This is a genomic window from Rhodococcus sp. NPDC057014, assembly GCF_042673295.1.
GTDB lineage: Bacteria > Actinomycetota > Actinomycetes > Mycobacteriales > Mycobacteriaceae > Rhodococcus_F.
The window spans coordinates 1-15,298 of the sequence record NZ_JBHUSF010000217.1 but is presented as its reverse complement, the minus strand read 5'-3'; the positions used below and the strand labels follow the sequence as shown (position 1 = coordinate 15,298).

Sequence of the window (15,298 nt, the reverse complement as noted above, 5' to 3'; positions counted from 1 at the left end):
GAACCAGGCCTGCGAGAACAGGTAGTGCTCGGAAGTCGGTGGACAGCAGCTCGAGCATCCGCGCCTTGGCGCGGCGGCCGCGGCCTTCAGTGGATTCGTTCACGGTCGGCGAGTTCAATGTTGTAGTCATCGCGCGGAGTTCACCCCTTCATTGCCGCCGACCATCGCATTGACGATGGTTTCGCCGGTCACTTCCTTTGACTTGTATTCAGCGACGATGCGTCCGAGTCGCAAAACGAGGACGCGGTCGGTGGCTTCGACGACGAACTGGTGGATGTCGTGAGAGATCACGAGCACCCCCATTCCCTCGTCGGCAAGGTTGCGAATGAGCTCGCTGACCTTCAGGGCGGCGGTGTGGCTCAGGGCTGCGGTGGGTTCGTCGAACAACACCACCGTCGGCGTCCACAGGATCGACCGTGCGATCGCGATATTCTGCCGTTGACCACCGGACATTGCACCGACGGGTCGGGTCAGCGAGATGCTGTCCAGTCGCATCCGCTTGAGCACCTCACGTGCTCGCTGCTCGGCCTGGGCGCGTTTGATGCGAGCACCGAACAGCCGGGGCCCGGCCAACTCCCGGCCGAGGAACAGGTTCTGTACGGCGTCGAGGTTGTCGCAGAGGGCGAGGTCCTGGTAGACGGTCTGGATGCCGAGTTCCTTCGCGTCGTTCGGTCCCTTGAGGTCCGCGGGCTGACCGCGGAAGAGGATCTCTCCCTCGTCCGGTCGGTAGATGCCCGACATCGTCTTGACCAAGCTCGACTTGCCGGCACCGTTGTCACCGACGAGGCCGACAACCTCACCGGCCTTGATCTGTAGGTCGACGTTGCTCAGGGCACGCACCCCGCCGAAGTGCTTGGAGATGTTGCGCAGTTCCAGCAGGGTTTCCCCCGGAACTGTGTGGGCAGCGTTGGTCTCGGGCGCCAATGTCATGTCCTTGTCCTCTCTCACAGATGTGTTTTGCAGACGTCGGACTGTTCCGCGCCTTGGCAGATTTGGTCCCAGGACCAGACGTTGAGGTTGACCGCGTCTCCGAGGGTGTCTTTGGTCATGTTCTGGACGGGAAGGAACACCGCCGGGAGCTGTGCGAACTGGTTGTCGACCTCACCGTTGACCATGTCCTGCGGCACGCCCTTGCCTTCGATGATCGAGGCGGTGACCTGCGCTGCGGCTTTCGCCTGAATCGACAGATCCTTGAAGATGGTGTTGTCGAGCTTGCCCTGGGCGATGAACTGCAGGGCATTGAGGTCGCCGTTCTGGCCGCCGGTGACGGGGATCTTGCCGACCAGGCCCTGCGAGGTCAGCGCCGCCACGATGCCGCCGGCCAGACCGTCGTTCATCGTCACGAACAGGTTGATGTTGTTGTTCTCCTTGGTCAGGCAGTCCTCGGCGAACGCCTGTCCCTGGACCGGGTCCCAGTTGGTGATGTTCTTGTCGCACGCGACCTGGATCTTGCCGCTGTCGATCAGCGGCTGCAAGAACTCGTCCTGCCCCTTCTGGTACTGGTTCGTCCCGTACTCGCCGGGGTTGCCCTTCACCCGCGCGATCTTCAGACCCTGACCGGGCATCGCGTTGATCAGCTCGGCCGCACGCTGACCCTGCTGGCGGCCGACGGAAAGGGCGTCGAACAGCACCTGGGCGTCGGCGGGGCCGCCGACCGCGTCGTGCTCGTAGAGCACCACCGGCACCTGCGCCTGCTTCGCGGCCGCGAGCGACCCGGCCGCCAGGTTGGCGTCGGCGGCGACCAGCACGATCGCCGAGGCACCCTGGGTGAGCGCGTCGTTGACCTGGTTCTGCTGCTTGGCCGGATCCCCCTCGGCGTTGAGCACCGTCACCGACGCATCCGGGGAGAACTGCTTCATGTAGTCGGTGAACAACGGCGCATCCCGCTGCTCGAACCGCGTGGTCGTCGAGTTCGGCAACAAGAAGAACACTTTCTTGCCGCCGTCGCCGGTGCCGCCGGCGGCACACCCGGCAAGGGTCAGCGAGGCCACCGCGAGTGCGGTGCCGAACGCGAGGAAACGTCTCCTCATGGAATTCTCCTGATTGACGGTGCTGAGATCTGTGCGCAGAGCGGTTCGCTGGATTGGTCGACAGGTGCGCTGTCCCGCTGTTGTAGGGGGCCCCTAACCGGTCACTGCAATCCTTTGCATAACTGCGTTGAGGTAAGTGTTGCCCACCTCTGGAACCGTGTCAAGGGTCACATAGGGGTCGGAGTTGGTTACGGATTACAGCGGCACCGCTCCCGTGCGTACCTGTTCGTGACCTCGGGGCCCGCCCAGGTCGTCAGTGCCTGAACGGATTTGTTCGAATCGCGCTGTGTCGCAATGGTGTGGCCAGTCCCGCGGAGCTGAGTCCGGCGAGGAGAAGGCCTGTCGTGCAGACGAGGGCGAAGCTGGTGCCCAAGGGCATCAGTCGTGCGAGAGCGCCGATGGCGACGACGGGCAGGATCATTCCGGCGTAGAAGGACAGGAACAGTCCCGCGAGGGTTTCTGCTCGCGCGTTGCTGTCGCCGAGTTGACCGCCCTGCGTCATGGCCGTCCTGAACAGCACACCGCCGCCGGCGCCCGCGACGACGCCACCGGCGGCGAAACCGAGCCCCGAGTTCATCGCCAGGGCCGCGACCAGCCCGAGGGTGCCGGCGGCGAACAAGGCCAGACCGACCGTGAGTTGGCGAGGGGCGGGCATCCGGCGCAGGCAGACTTGTGTCGTGCCGGCGGCGAGGAACATCACGGCGACCGCGCAGCCGCCGATCGCCGGTGCGGTGACCTCGAGCGTGGAGGCCAGGACGGCCGGTGCCAGCGCGCTGAAGCTGCCGAACAGGGTGTTGACCGCGAACACGGTGCCTGCCGCGGCGAAGTAGGCACCCCGGTGGTGTCGCGGCGCCCGAATATGCTGCACCGACCACGACCGGGGGCCGGGAGCAGGTGTGACGGTTTCGGGTAGCCGCAGGGCGCAGACAAGGGCCACCAGGAACAGGCCGAGGAACAGGGCGAAAGGCAGCGACAGGGGATGCGGTGCCCAGCTGGCGAGCATTCCCCCGGTGCTGGCGCCGATGCCGAAGCCACCGAGAGTCACCAGCGTCGAGACGACCTGGGCACGATCCTGCGGCTGGCCGGGTCGCGCTCGCCGGTGCAGTTCGAGAAGGTACGAGGCCGTCGAGGCGGTGATGATTCCGATGCCGATGCCCGAGATCAGCCGGGCGAGCAACAGCCCGGCCACGTCGGACCAGACCAGGAAGATCACGGCCGAGGTCGCCTCGATCAGCAGGGCCCCGATGAGAAGAGGTTTACGACCGAATCTGTCGCTGAGATTCCCACCGAAGAACAGGCTGGTGACCACCCCGACGGCGTAGATGGCAAAGATCAGGGTCACCGTCAGCGCATCGAGGCCGTCCCGCTGCTGGTACAGCGGCCACAACGCGGCAGGTGCCACCGGAAACGCCAGGGTGACCGCAAGGGTCGCTGCGGTCGCCCCGAAGGCGGTGAGCCGGTCACCGGGGAGGCGGCGTCGGTGCGCGGTCACCATGCTGTAGGGCTGGCCACGCCACCGCGCCGCCGATGTCGACCGCTGTCCGCCACTGTCTCTCCCGTCTGTCGTTTCCGGACACTGTCGTCCGCGGGGCTCGGATCACCCGCGCCGAACCCCGCGGCTGTCGACGTCAGGCGCCGGCGAACTCGAGCACGAACTTGTCCCCGGCTCCGCCGTGGATGTCACGGTAGGTTTGGATCCCCAGTTCGGGGGGGCGGCCGACCGTCGCACCGGGTAGCGGCAGTGCATTCGATTCGAACGCGGACCGGAGTGTGTCGAGAACCGCGGCACTGGCGACCGAGTCGTGCAGCAGCGAGTTGACGCCGACGATGGTTCCACCGCGCCGGTACAGATCGAGCACAGGGATGCACTCGAATCCGTTGGCGGGGGCCGCGATGACACAGATACGCCCGCCGGTCGCCAGCACGGAAACGGCGGAGGGCAGCCAATAGCCGGTGGTGTCGAAGACGACCTCCGCACCGTCGGTGAAGTGCTCACGCGCGGCGGCCGGGAATCCGTCCCGCTTCGTCAGGGCGATCGTCGCAACACCCTGTCGTGCGGCCTGCTCGAGGTGCGCGGGGCGGCGTGCGGCGACGGCGACGCGTGCCCCCCGGGCCTGAGCGAGGGCCAGAGCCGCCTTGCCGACGGCTCCCAGCCCGATGATGAGCACGGTGGTGTCGGTGTGGACGCCGCCGCGATCGAGAGCTTCGAGTGCGGTGAGGTAGGGGACGCCGCAGCTGGCGGCCTGGCCGAAGGTGAGGTTGTGTGGCTTGCGGGATACTCCGGCTGCCGGCACGGTGAGGAATTCGGCGTGCGACCCGTCGCGGGTGAAGCCGAGTTCCTTTCCGCTGCCCCATACCTCGGTGCCGACCAGGTGGGTGGGGCCGTCGACCACCACGCCGGAGAAGTCGCGCCCGGGGGTCCGCGGCAGGGTCGTGTACGAGAACTTGCCGAGGACGTTCTTCACATCGCTCGGGTTGACACTGGCCGCGTGCACCTTCACCCGGACCTCGTCCTGCGCGGGGACGGGAGCGGGTATCTCGTCATAGCTGAGGGAGTCGAGCGTCCCGGTGCGGGCGAATCGTAATGCTTTCATTGGTCCTCTTCGGGCTGCTGGCGCGCGATCGAGCACAGCCGGGCGGTGGATATCGAGAGTGGGTGTCGGGTTCAGGCCGGGGCCGCCGCGAGGCGTTTGGCGAAGGCGCGGCGGGTGCGCCATTCCTTGACTTGCGGGCTGTCGGTGAGGAATTCGACGAGCAGCACGACCAGCAGCAGGGTGCCGGTGGCCAGTGATCCCACGTAGGTCGGTGCCCCGATGGAGGAGAACCCGGAGACGAGGAACTGGACGGTGAGGATGCCGATTCCGACGCCGAACATCGTGCCGCGGCCGCCGTAGAGGCTGATGCCTCCGACGAGGGCGGCCGTGACGCCGGTGAGCAGCAACGCCTCGAAGGAGAAGGGGGCCGCCGCACCGGACTTGAGCGAGGCCATCGCCCCGGCGAGGCCGGCGCACCCGCCGGAGATCCCGAACGCGAGGATCAGCGGCCGCATGGTGGACAGCCCGGCCGCGCGAGCCTCGTTGCGGCCGCCACCGAAGGCGTACAGTTCACGTCCCCAGGTGGTGTAGGCGAAGACCAGTCCGATGGCGGTGAGCACGATCAGGGTGATGATGCTGAACGGTGAGAAGATCCAGAGTCGCTGCATCAGTGCGTCGCTCATCGTCAGCCGCGCGAGGGGCATCTGTACCGGCGTCGGTGCCAGCGCATACGCCACCCCCCGCATGCCGATGAGCGTGGCGATGGTGAAGACCAGGGAATTGATACCGGTCTTGCCGACGATGTATCCCTGAACGATGCCGTAGACGATCGCGAGCGCCACGGTGAGTGCGACGCACCCGACCAGGCCCAGGTGCGAGGTCTTGACCGCGATGATGCCGGCGACGGCGGCAACCGAGCCCACCGACAGATCGAGTTCGCCGACGATCATCGTGGCCGCCAGTCCCGCCGCGATCAGGCCGACGAGGGCGAACCCTTCGAGCATCGCGTAGAGGTTGTTCATCGAGGCGTAGTCGGGATTGCCGATGGCGAAGACCATCCAGACGAAAATGAGGATCCCGATCCGACCGATGAGGGTCGAGGTGAAGAAGCGGTAGGTGTTCACTTCGCCTTCTTTCGCATGAGATGGAACCCGACGACGGCGACGGCGACGACGAGTCCCTGGATGACCAGCCGCTCGCCGTAGGGGAACTGACTGATCAGCATGTAGTTGGTCAACAGGGCGATGAAGATCGCACCGAGGGCGGTCCGCAGGGTGGAGCCCTCGCCGCCACCGATGGCCGTGCCTCCGATCAGGACCGCCGCGACGACGTCGATGTTCAGACCGTCGAAGTTGGTCGTCTTGGCCTGGGTGACCTGGGAGATGAGCAGGATCCCGCAGATGGCGGCGAAGACGGCGGCGATGATGAACGAGCGGATGATCACCGATGCGACCTTGAGCCCACTGGCCTTGGCGGCCTCCCGGTTTTCGCCGAGAAGCATGACCGATCGGCCGAAGGTGGTCTTCTTGAGCACCACCATGGTGACGGCGACGAGCACGGCGAAGATGATGACCTGAATGGGAACGCCGAGAGGTCGGGAGGTGCCCAGCCAGTTCGCGGTGTCGGTGTGGGTGTTGATGGTGCGGTTCGCGGTGATGACGCTGGCCAGGCCCAGGATCGCGGCACCGGCGCCGAGCGTGGTCACGATTGCGTTCATGCCCAGCGCGACGACTGCACCCTGAATGACGCCGAGGACGACCGCCACCACAAAGGTGACCAGGATGGCCGGAAGCAGCGGCCATCCTGCCGCCAGCGACATCGCGAACACGATTCCCGAGAAGATCGCGGTCTGCTCGGTCGAGAGCGAGACGAAGTTGCCCGACAGCGTCAGAAACGTCATGCCGATCGCCGCGATGCCGGTCAGGGCCGCCGCGCGCAGGACCGTGATCAGGTTGTCCATCGACAGGAACGTCGGCTGGGTGAGCTGCCCGTACACGAGCAAGGCGACGACCGCGGTGATCAGGACGATATTGACGATCGAGCCCGACCGCAGCTTTCCGGTCCGAGTGGGTGGATTCGCGTTGCTGGCCAGGGTCTGAACGGCGGTCATGAGGATGCCCCTAGAGTCTGAGTGGTGCCGTGGTGCTCTTGGCTGTGCGTGACGTCGCGCATGACCGAGGCTTCGGTGACCTCGCCGGCCGGAACGCATCGGACCAGGCGTCCGCGGTAGAACGTGGCGACAGTGTCCGCGAGCCCGATCACCTCGGGTAGGTCGCTGGAAACGAAGATGATGGTCATGCCCTCGTCGGCGAGCTTGCGGAGATGTCCGTAGATCTCGGCGCGCGCGCCCACGTCGACTCCTCGCGTGGGCTCTTCTACGAGCAAGATGTTCGGCTCGATGCCGAGCCATTTGCCCAACGCCACTTTCTGCTGGTTTCCACCGGAAAGGTTGCCGGCGAACGAATACAGCCGTTTCGGGTCGATGGTGAACTTCCCGCAGATTCCCTTGGCCATGGCGACTTCATCGGTCGCCGAGATCCATCCGGCGGAGCTCACCCGGTCCAGTGATGCGGAAGTGAGGTTGTGCAGGATCGTCTTGTTGGCGAAGATCCCGTCGCGTTTGCGGTCGTCCGAGCAGTACGCGACACCGGCCAGCATCGAGGTACGGGCGGAACGATGGGTGATGTCGGTGCCATCGACGGTGATCGTCCCGCTGGTCGTCTGCGCGACACCGGCGATGGCGCGCAGCACGGTGGGAGCGCCCGAGCCGAGCTGGCCGCCGAGACCCAGGATCTCCCCGCGTCGGGCCCGCAGCGACACCGGCGCTTCGAGTCCGACGGTTTCCAGGGCGTTGACCTCGAGCCGCACATCGCCGAAAGTGGTTGCGCGGGGAGGGAACATCTCGCCGAGGCGGCGGCCGAGCATCTTCTCGACGAGGGTTTCGATCGACAGACTCGACAGTGCGACCGGCTCGGAACTCTTGCCATTGCGGAAGACGGTGGCGCGATCACCGATCTCGAACACTTCACCGAGTCGGTGGCTGACGTAGATCACCGCTCGGCCGGAGTCGGCGAGCTGGCGCACGACCCGCTTGACCCGCACGATCTCGACGTCGGACAGCGCCGCGGTCGGCTCGTCGAGGATGAGGATACGGGCGTCGCGGGCGAGCAGGCGTGCGATCTCGACCAGCTGCATCTCACCGACCGAGAGCGAACTGACGTAGGTTCGCGGGTCGATGTGGTCGAGACCGACCTGGTCGAGATAGGGGCGGGCGGCAGCGGCCAGGCGTTTGCCGGTCCACAGTCCGGAAAAGGTGCCGCCGAAGAAGATGTTCTCGGCTGCGGTCAGCGTGGGCACCAGGCTCAGTTCCTGCTGGACGACCGCGATACCGGCGGCACGCGATGCGGCCGCCGATCCGAGGTTGGTCGGCTTGCCGTCGATGGTGATCGTGCCGGAGTCGGGTGTCACCAACCCGGAGAGGACCTTCACGGTGGTCGACTTGCCGGCGCCGTTCTCGCCGAGCAGCGCCATGACCTCGCCTGCTCGCAGTTCGAAGGACACATTGTCGAGGGCTTGGACCGGCCCGTATCGCTTCGAGATACCGGACATGGTCAGCAATGGCTGGCTGTCTTGTGTCATCGGGAGACTCCACTATCGGTAAGTGCGCGGGAAGGGGGAATTGTTTCTGCGGCTCTCATCGAACGAGACATCCTCAGTACGTGCACAATTCGCGCATGTTGTAGCCCCACAGGTGAGTGTCGTCGAGGGTCGTCGCGTTCGCGGCCTGGTCGTCGGAGAAGGTCACCGGAGGATTGGGGATGTAGTTGAAGCGGCTGACCTGCGCCTGCTGGGTGGGCGTGTCGGGCTGCGCCGGTGCGTCCACCTCACCGTCGGTGACCTGCGCGCCGGTGGTCAGGTAGCGGTTGACGACATCGGCGACGTACAGGCCCTCGAGCTTGGCGGCCTGCAGGCCGGTCCCGAACTGCTTGCCCTGCGCGACGCCGGTGAGGTCACCGGTGCAGTTGCCGCCCACCACCATCACGTCCTTCCCGGGGGTGTATCCCGCCTCCTCGAGGGCGCGAATGGCACCGGTCGCCAGGGCGTCGTTGTGGGCGTAGACGAAGTCGATGCCCTTCGCCTTGTTGGCCGCGATGAGCTGGGACGTGGTCTTGTAGCCGGTTTCGTTGTCGAATCCCGCGTACTCGGAGGCCACGATGTCGAACGGCTCGGCCGCGGACGCATCCCGGAACCCCTGGCTGCGCGCGTCCGACGCCTGATAGCCGGCCTCGAACTTCACTTCCAGGACATTGCCCGCGGGACTGGACAACGGCCGCACGCGCTCGAGCTGCTCCCGGGCCTTCATCATCAGCTCACCCGACGTCTCGCCGTTCAGGTAGTCGTTGACCCCCGCGTAGAAGGTCATGAATTGCTGTGCCTCCCCGACCGGTGGCTGGTTGGCCACCACGGTGGGAACTCCGCTCTTGTACAGCTGGCGCAGCGACGCGAAACCGGACTTGGCATCGGCCGGCCAGAAGATGAACAGATCAGGCAGTTTTGCGGTCGCCAAGGCCTGCTGGACCTGGACGTCCTGCTCCGACTGGTCGAAGTTGTTCTCGACGATCTTGACCGAATAGCCCAGCTCACCGGCTTCGTTCTTGAAGCCGCGTTGCCATTCGGCGAGATAGTTGTTCGAGCTCGACGGCATCAGAACAACGATGCGTTTTTGACCCTCGCTGGCGTCGGAGTTTCCTCCGCATGCTGTCGCCAGCAGTGCCACCACTACAGCGATCACGGCGGCCACCGCCCCGGTCCTGCGTGACGCCCTCATATGCGCTACCTCTCTCACTGCACGACAGTGTGATCCACGTCTATGGGCTACGACACTAAAGCTCACTACAAACGATTGCAATAGGGAGATGTGATTCGTTGCGTAATCGGCGAGGGACGCGATGGTCCGGGCGTAAGCCCAGGTGAGCGGGGTGCGGGCACGACGAAGCACCCGCACGGGGTGGGGTCCGTGCAGGTGCGCCGACTGGATATGGGAGCGGCGGGATGGGAGCTGCCCCCGCGAGTGTGAACCGACGCGGGGGCAGCAGTCTGTGACCGAGGATCACCGTCTCTCCGCCGCTGTCGTGTGCTCGTGACCGAACGAGCGGGGGACGGCGGAGCGGGGTGGTGAAACTCAGACCAGGATCTGGAAGGGGTTCTCGATGATGCCGATGAAGGCGCGCATCCACTCGGCCGCGGTGGACCCGTCGACCGGACGGTGATCGACGGACAGCGTTACGTGCATGACCGTGGCGACCGCGAGCTCGCCGTCGACGACGACCGGCTCCTGCCGTGCCGCGCCGACCGCCAGGATGGCTGACTGCGGCGGGTTGATGATCGCCGCGAACTCTTCGGTGCCGTACATCCCGAGATTGGAGACGGTGAAAGTGCCACCTTCGAGTTCGCTCTGCTGCAGTTTCCCATCCCGCGCACGCTGCGCGAGATCGCTTGTGTCCGCGGCGATGGAGGAGACGCTGCGCCGCGCCGCATCACGGACCACCGGTGTGACGAGCCCGCGTGCGGAGGCTACGGCGACCGAGATGTCGACGGTGTCGAACGAACGTGTCGCCTCCTCGGTCCAGATCACGTTCATCGCAGGGACGAGGATGTGGGCGCGCGCCGCGGCCTTGACGACCAGGTCGTTCACGGACACCTTGCTCGGCGACGCCTCGTTGATCTGCTTGCGCACGGCCAAGAGTTGGTCGACGCGGCAGGTTCCGCGGACATAGAAGTGCGGGGCGTTCTGCTTGCTCTCGGTGAGCCGGGTGGCGATTGCCTTCCGCAGACGCGAGTGCGGCTCGTCGGTGTAGCCCGAGGCCACCGGTGTCGGGGCCGGCGCGGCGACCGGTGCGGTGTTCGCCGGGGCCGGGGGAGCGGGTGGTGTCTGCGGCGCCGGGCCGCCGGCAAGGAGCTTGTCGATGTCGCGGCGCACGATCCGTCCGCCCGGGCCGGTTCCGGTGACCTGAGCCAGGTCGAGACCGGCCTCCCCGGCGAGCTTACGGACCAGGGGAGTGGCGAACAGCCGCCGGCCGTGACCGTTGGTGGACGCCAGTGCCGGAGCGCCGGCCTGGGGTTCGGTGGTCGAGACCGGCGTGGGTTCGGTCGAGGGATTCGCGAACGACTCCTCGGCGGCGACACCGAGTTCCCGCAGGACGGTGTCGAGATCGGACACGGTTTCGCCCTCGGCACCGGTCAGGGCGATCGGAGCGCCGACCTCCACCGAGGTACCCGGGTCGACGAGATACTTGATGATGACACCGGCGGTCTCGGCCTCGATGTCGACGGCGGCCTTGTCGGTTTCGACGGTCGCGATCGCGTCGGCCTGTGCGTACGGGGTGTTCTCCGGGATCTGCCATTCGGCGAGGATCGCCTCGGTCGAGTCGGCAGCCACACCGGGCATGCGGAGCAATGTGGGCATGTCTCAGGACTCCAGGATTTCGGTCAGCTTGGCGGTGACCTCGTCGGACTGTGCGATGGCGGCGCGTTCGAGGACCTTGCTGATGGACGGTGAGGCTTCTCCGCCGGTGACCCGTTCGATGGGGTGATCGAGCCAGTCGAAGAATCGCCGCTGAATTTCGTCGGCCAGCCAGGTGCCGTAGGAGGTACCGATTGCGCCCTGCTCGGCGATGACGATCCGGTTGGTCTTCTTGACGCTGGCTTCGATGGTGTCCCAGTCGATGCTGGCGCGGTCGAGCCAGCGCAGGTCGATGACGTCGGCGTCGAATCCGCCCTCGTCGACCGCGTCGAGGACGTACTTGGTCATGGCCAGGTAGGTGATCACGGTGACCGCGGATCCCTCACGGCGCAACGCAGCCTTGCCGATGGGCAGCAGGTAGTCGAAGTCGTCGACCGGCGCGTCGCCCTTGGCGTTGTACAGGTCGACGTGTTCGAGGACGACGACCGGGTCCTTGCAGCGCAGCGCGGTGTTCATCAGGCCGACGTAGTCGAACGGGGTCGACGGCGCCACGATGCGCCAGCCGGGGGCGGTGGCGAAGATGCCGGCCGGGTCCATCGAGTGCTGGGAACCGTATCCGGTGCCCATCGCGACCTTGCTGCGCAGCACGAACGGCACGTCGTTTTCGCCGCCGAACATGTGCCGTGCCTTGCCGATCTGGTTGAACAGCTGGTCGGCGGCCACCCACATGAAGTCGGCGTACATGAACTCGACGATCGGCTTGTAGCGGCCGTCCAGGGCCATCCCGCCGCCGAGGCCGGTGAAGGCGTTCTCGCTGATCGGGGTTCCGAGGATCCGGTCGGGGAACTTCTCGGCCAGCCCGCGGGTGGCTCCGTTGGTGCCGCCGTTGAGCCGGTGGATGTCCTCACCCATGATCACCACGGAATCGTCGGTTTCCATCTGACGTCCGAGGACGCCGGCGATGGACTCGACGAACTTCGACTGGGCGATCTCGCCGCCGAAGGTGTCGCGGTCGACGAACTGCACCCCGTCGAACTCCGAGAGATCGCCGCGCACACCGACATCCCGGAAGTCGGGGTCGGGCCACTCGTCCGGCTTGATGCGCCGCTGGCCGGGCTTGCCGCCGGGCAGCGGCTCGAGGATGACGGCGCCGAGTTCGGCCATCACGGCCTTTGCGCGGACCGAGACCTGCTCGATCTGGTCGGCGTCGAGGATTCCGCGGCGCTGCAGGTGCCCGGAAAGCTGCTCGATGGGATCGCGGTGGCGGTAGGCCTTCTCCTCGTCCTTGCTGCGGTAGCCGAAGGCGCTGCCGGGGAAGGCACCGTTCTGGTGGAAGTAGCGGTAGACGTCGACCTCGATCATGGTCGGGCCCTTGCCCGAGCGCATGTGCTCGAGTGCTTCGTTCATCGCGGTGTGGACGGCGAGCACGTCCATGCCGTCGACCTTCCAGCTGGGAATGTTGAAGCCCAGGCCGCGCGCGGACAGCCGCGGTTCGGCGGTCGCCTCTTCGACGTTGGTCGAGACGGCATAGCGGTTGTTCTCGATGAAGAAGCAGATCGGGAGCTTCCACGCGGCGGCGAGGTTGAACGTCTCCAGGGTGGATCCGATGTTGATCGCGCCGTCGCCGAAGTAGGTCACCGCGACCGCGTCGGTGCCGGCATGACGGTGGGCCCAGGCGTAGCCGGCGGCCAGCGGCACTCCACCACCGACGATCGCGTTGGTGCCGATCGCGCCGGCTTCTTCCCACTGCAGGTGCATGGACCCGCCCCGGCCATGCCCGAATCCGCGGGAGAGGCCGCAGATCTCGGCGAGGCTGCGCAACAGGACCGTGCGGATGTCGTCGGTGAGGTCCTCGCGCGGGTCGATGCCCTTGGGGGCGACGTGATGCAGCGCCTTGGCCAGGAACTGGTGGTGCCCACGATGGGATCCATTGACCGAGTCATCGGAGGTCAGCGGAAGGACGGAGCCTACCGCGCCGCCCTCCTGCCCGATGCTCGAGTGCGCCGGGCCGTGGATCAGGCCCTGTCCGGCGAGGTCGAGGACGTATTCCTCGAAGACCCGGATCAGGGTGAGGTGGCTGAGCATGTTCTCGAGCAGTTCGGGTGCGGCGGCATCCCAGTCGTCGATGGTCGTGGCGACCTCGACCCACGGGGACGCGGGTTCCAAGGGGGTATGGGTGCTCATGAAGTCTCCAAGCAGATTGAGTCGGCCGTCACACCATACCCACACATTGGATCCAAAATCTAGTTCTTGCTCGTTAAAACCCGAGGAGTATGGTGATGAATGCGCCAAAATGGTGCCATTACGTGTTTTGACTGAGTTTGGAGTGATGGAATGAGCCCCACCGGCGTCGGCCTACCCGGAGTGCAACGACTCGACCATGTCGGCATTACCGTCCCGGACCTCGAACAGGCGCGGCGCTTCTTCGTCGACGTGCTCGGCTGCGAGTACATGTACACCCTCGGCCCCTACCTGGACGAGCAGGGCAACTGGATGCACGAGCACCTGAACGTGCACCCCCGTGCGGTGATGAATCAGCTGCACTTCTTCCGGTGCGGCGGGGCCGCGGTGTTCGAGGTCTTCGAATACAGCGCCCCCGATCAGGACACCGTGCCGCCGCGAAACAGCGACGTGGGCGGGCACCACGTCGCCCTGTACGTCGACGATCTGGACAAGGCCGTCGACTACCTGCGTGAGAACAACATCACCGTGCTGGGCGAACCCACCGTCAGCAAGGGCCCCAGCGAGGGCCAGCGCTGGGTCTACTTCCTGTCTCCGTGGGGCATGCAGTTCGAGCTAGTGTCGTATCCGAACGGCAAAGCATTCGATCGTCAGAACTAAAAGGCGGAAGACCGAACGTGTTGAAGGAAGAACCTGCCGCGGCGAGCGGCAGCGAAGCCGCCAGCGAACGCGTCGCGAAGCACCTGCGCGCACAAATTCTCAGTGGCGCAATCGGTCCCGGTGAACGCATTCGACAAGAGGACATCGCCGAACAGTTCGGTCTCAGCCGCCTGCCCGTCCGCGAGGCCCTGCGCATGCTCGAAACCGAGGGGCTCACCGAGCTGCAGGCCAACAAGGGGGCGCGGGTACCCCACCTGACCATGAGCGAGGTCGATGTCATCTACCGCATGCGGGAGTCCCTCGAACCGCTCGCACTCGCCGAGAGCCTGCCGCTGCTCGATGCCGCCGACATCGACCGCCTCGAGTCCATTCAGGACCGGATCGAGGACAACACCGACATCCAGGGGTTCCTCGACCTCGATCGAGAGTTCCATCTGCTGAGCTATTCCGGATGCACGGTCGAACCACTGTCGTCGTATGTCGTGCGGCTGTGGAACACCACCCAGCACTACCGGCGGGCGTTCGTTGCCCTGTCCGGGCCCGGACGCATGTGGATCGTCAACGCCGAGCACCGACTGCTCCTCGACGCCATCGCCCGCCGCGACGACGTCGACGCGGGGAGCATCCTGCGCGGACACATCCGCCGCACCCGTATCGAACTCACCCAACATCCAGACATCTTCGGACCCGACAAGTGAGTCGCGCGCGAATCTGAACGCGCTCGCGCACAACGGTATCCGATGCAGAACCAGGGAGACCTCTATGCCCTCACACTATGACGTCGTTGTCCTCGGAGCCGGTCCCGGTGGGTACGTCGCTGCTATCCGCGCGGCACAACTGGGACTGAGCACTGCCATCATCGAGCAGAAGTACTGGGGTGGTGTGTGCCTGAACGTGGGCTGCATCCCCTCGAAGGCTCTTCTCCGCAATGCCGAACTTGCGCATCTGTTCACAAAAGAGGCCAAGTTGTTCGGTATCTCGGGTGAGGCGTCCTTCGACTTCGGCGCCGCGTTCGACCGCAGCCGCAAGGTTGCCGAGGGCCGCGTCAAGGGCATCCACTTCCTGATGAAGAAGAACAAGATCCCCGAGTACGACGGCAAGGGCACCTTCACCGACGCCAACACCATCGAGGTCGCGCTGACCAAGGGCGGCACCGAGACGATCACGTTCGACAACGCGATCATCGCCACCGGCAGCACCACCAAGCTGCTGCCCGGCACCGAGCTGAGCAAGAACGTCGTCACCTACGAAGAGCAGATCATGACCCGGGACCTGCCCGGTTCGATCCTCATCGTCGGCGCCGGCGCCATCGGCATGGAGTTCGGGTACGTGCTGAAGAACTACGGGGTCGACGTCACCATCGTCGAGTTCCTCGACCGCGCGCTGCCCAACGAGGACGCGGACGTCTCCAAGGAGATCGAGAAGCAGTA

At 65.7% G+C, this 15,298-nt stretch carries 13 protein-coding genes; 3 read left to right on the top strand and 10 right to left on the bottom strand.

Annotated features, from left to right (window positions below; genetic code table 11):
• Positions 1–126: 126 nt before the first annotated feature.
• The 10 genes from ACFTZB_RS31235 to ACFTZB_RS31190 all read right to left on the bottom strand — a co-directional run bounded on the left by ACFTZB_RS31235 (position 127) and on the right by ACFTZB_RS31190 (position 13,211).
• Positions 127–930, bottom strand: a complete 804-nt coding sequence (locus ACFTZB_RS31235) for an ATP-binding cassette domain-containing protein (protein WP_378437423.1) — start codon at positions 928–930, stop codon at positions 127–129.
• A 14-nt stretch (positions 931–944) separates the two neighbouring features.
• A complete protein-coding gene (locus ACFTZB_RS31230; RefSeq protein WP_378437421.1) occupies positions 945–2,030 on the bottom strand; it encodes a sugar ABC transporter substrate-binding protein in 1,086 nt (361 codons plus the stop codon).
• A 253-nt stretch (positions 2,031–2,283) separates the two neighbouring features.
• Positions 2,284–3,525 (bottom strand): MFS transporter, encoded by a 1,242-nt coding sequence (locus ACFTZB_RS31225; protein ID WP_378437419.1) that lies wholly within the window; start codon positions 3,523–3,525, stop codon positions 2,284–2,286.
• Between the two features lie 133 nt (positions 3,526–3,658).
• Positions 3,659–4,624, bottom strand: a complete 966-nt coding sequence (locus ACFTZB_RS31220; protein ID WP_378437417.1) for a zinc-binding alcohol dehydrogenase family protein — start codon at positions 4,622–4,624, stop codon at positions 3,659–3,661.
• A gap of 71 nt (positions 4,625–4,695) precedes the next feature.
• A complete protein-coding gene (locus ACFTZB_RS31215; protein ID WP_378437415.1) occupies positions 4,696–5,688 on the bottom strand; it encodes an ABC transporter permease in 993 nt (330 codons plus the stop codon).
• Positions 5,685–6,674, bottom strand: coding sequence for an ABC transporter permease (locus tag ACFTZB_RS31210; protein ID WP_378437413.1), 990 nt, complete (start codon positions 6,672–6,674; stop codon positions 5,685–5,687). The genes ACFTZB_RS31215 and ACFTZB_RS31210 overlap by 4 nt, the downstream gene beginning before the upstream one ends.
• Entirely contained in the window at positions 6,671–8,203 is a 1,533-nt protein-coding gene (locus tag ACFTZB_RS31205; RefSeq protein ID WP_378437411.1) for a sugar ABC transporter ATP-binding protein, read from the bottom strand. Before ACFTZB_RS31205 ends, ACFTZB_RS31210 begins: the two co-directional genes overlap by 4 nt.
• 73 nt (positions 8,204–8,276) lie before the next feature.
• Positions 8,277–9,269, bottom strand: coding sequence for a sugar ABC transporter substrate-binding protein (locus ACFTZB_RS31200; RefSeq protein WP_378437409.1), 993 nt, complete (start codon positions 9,267–9,269; stop codon positions 8,277–8,279).
• 477 nt (positions 9,270–9,746) lie between these two features.
• Positions 9,747–11,030, bottom strand: a complete 1,284-nt coding sequence (locus tag ACFTZB_RS31195) for a dihydrolipoamide acetyltransferase family protein (protein WP_378437407.1) — start codon at positions 11,028–11,030, stop codon at positions 9,747–9,749.
• 3 nt (positions 11,031–11,033) lie between these two features.
• A complete protein-coding gene (locus ACFTZB_RS31190; protein WP_378437405.1) occupies positions 11,034–13,211 on the bottom strand; it encodes a thiamine pyrophosphate-dependent enzyme in 2,178 nt (725 codons plus the stop codon).
• Positions 13,212–13,361: 150 nt separating this feature from the next.
• On the opposite strand from ACFTZB_RS31190, the gene ACFTZB_RS31185 reads away from it, so the two are divergent.
• From ACFTZB_RS31185 to ACFTZB_RS31175, 3 genes are all read left to right on the top strand, one after another.
• On the top strand, positions 13,362–13,868 hold the full coding sequence (locus tag ACFTZB_RS31185) for a VOC family protein (RefSeq protein ID WP_378437403.1): 507 nt from the start codon (positions 13,362–13,364) through the stop codon (positions 13,866–13,868).
• Between the two features lie 17 nt (positions 13,869–13,885).
• A complete protein-coding gene (locus ACFTZB_RS31180; protein ID WP_378437401.1) occupies positions 13,886–14,566 on the top strand; it encodes a GntR family transcriptional regulator in 681 nt (226 codons plus the stop codon).
• Positions 14,567–14,630: 64 nt separating this feature from the next.
• On the top strand, positions 14,631–15,298 hold a 668-nt coding region (locus tag ACFTZB_RS31175; protein ID WP_378437399.1), incomplete at its 3' end, for an FAD-dependent oxidoreductase.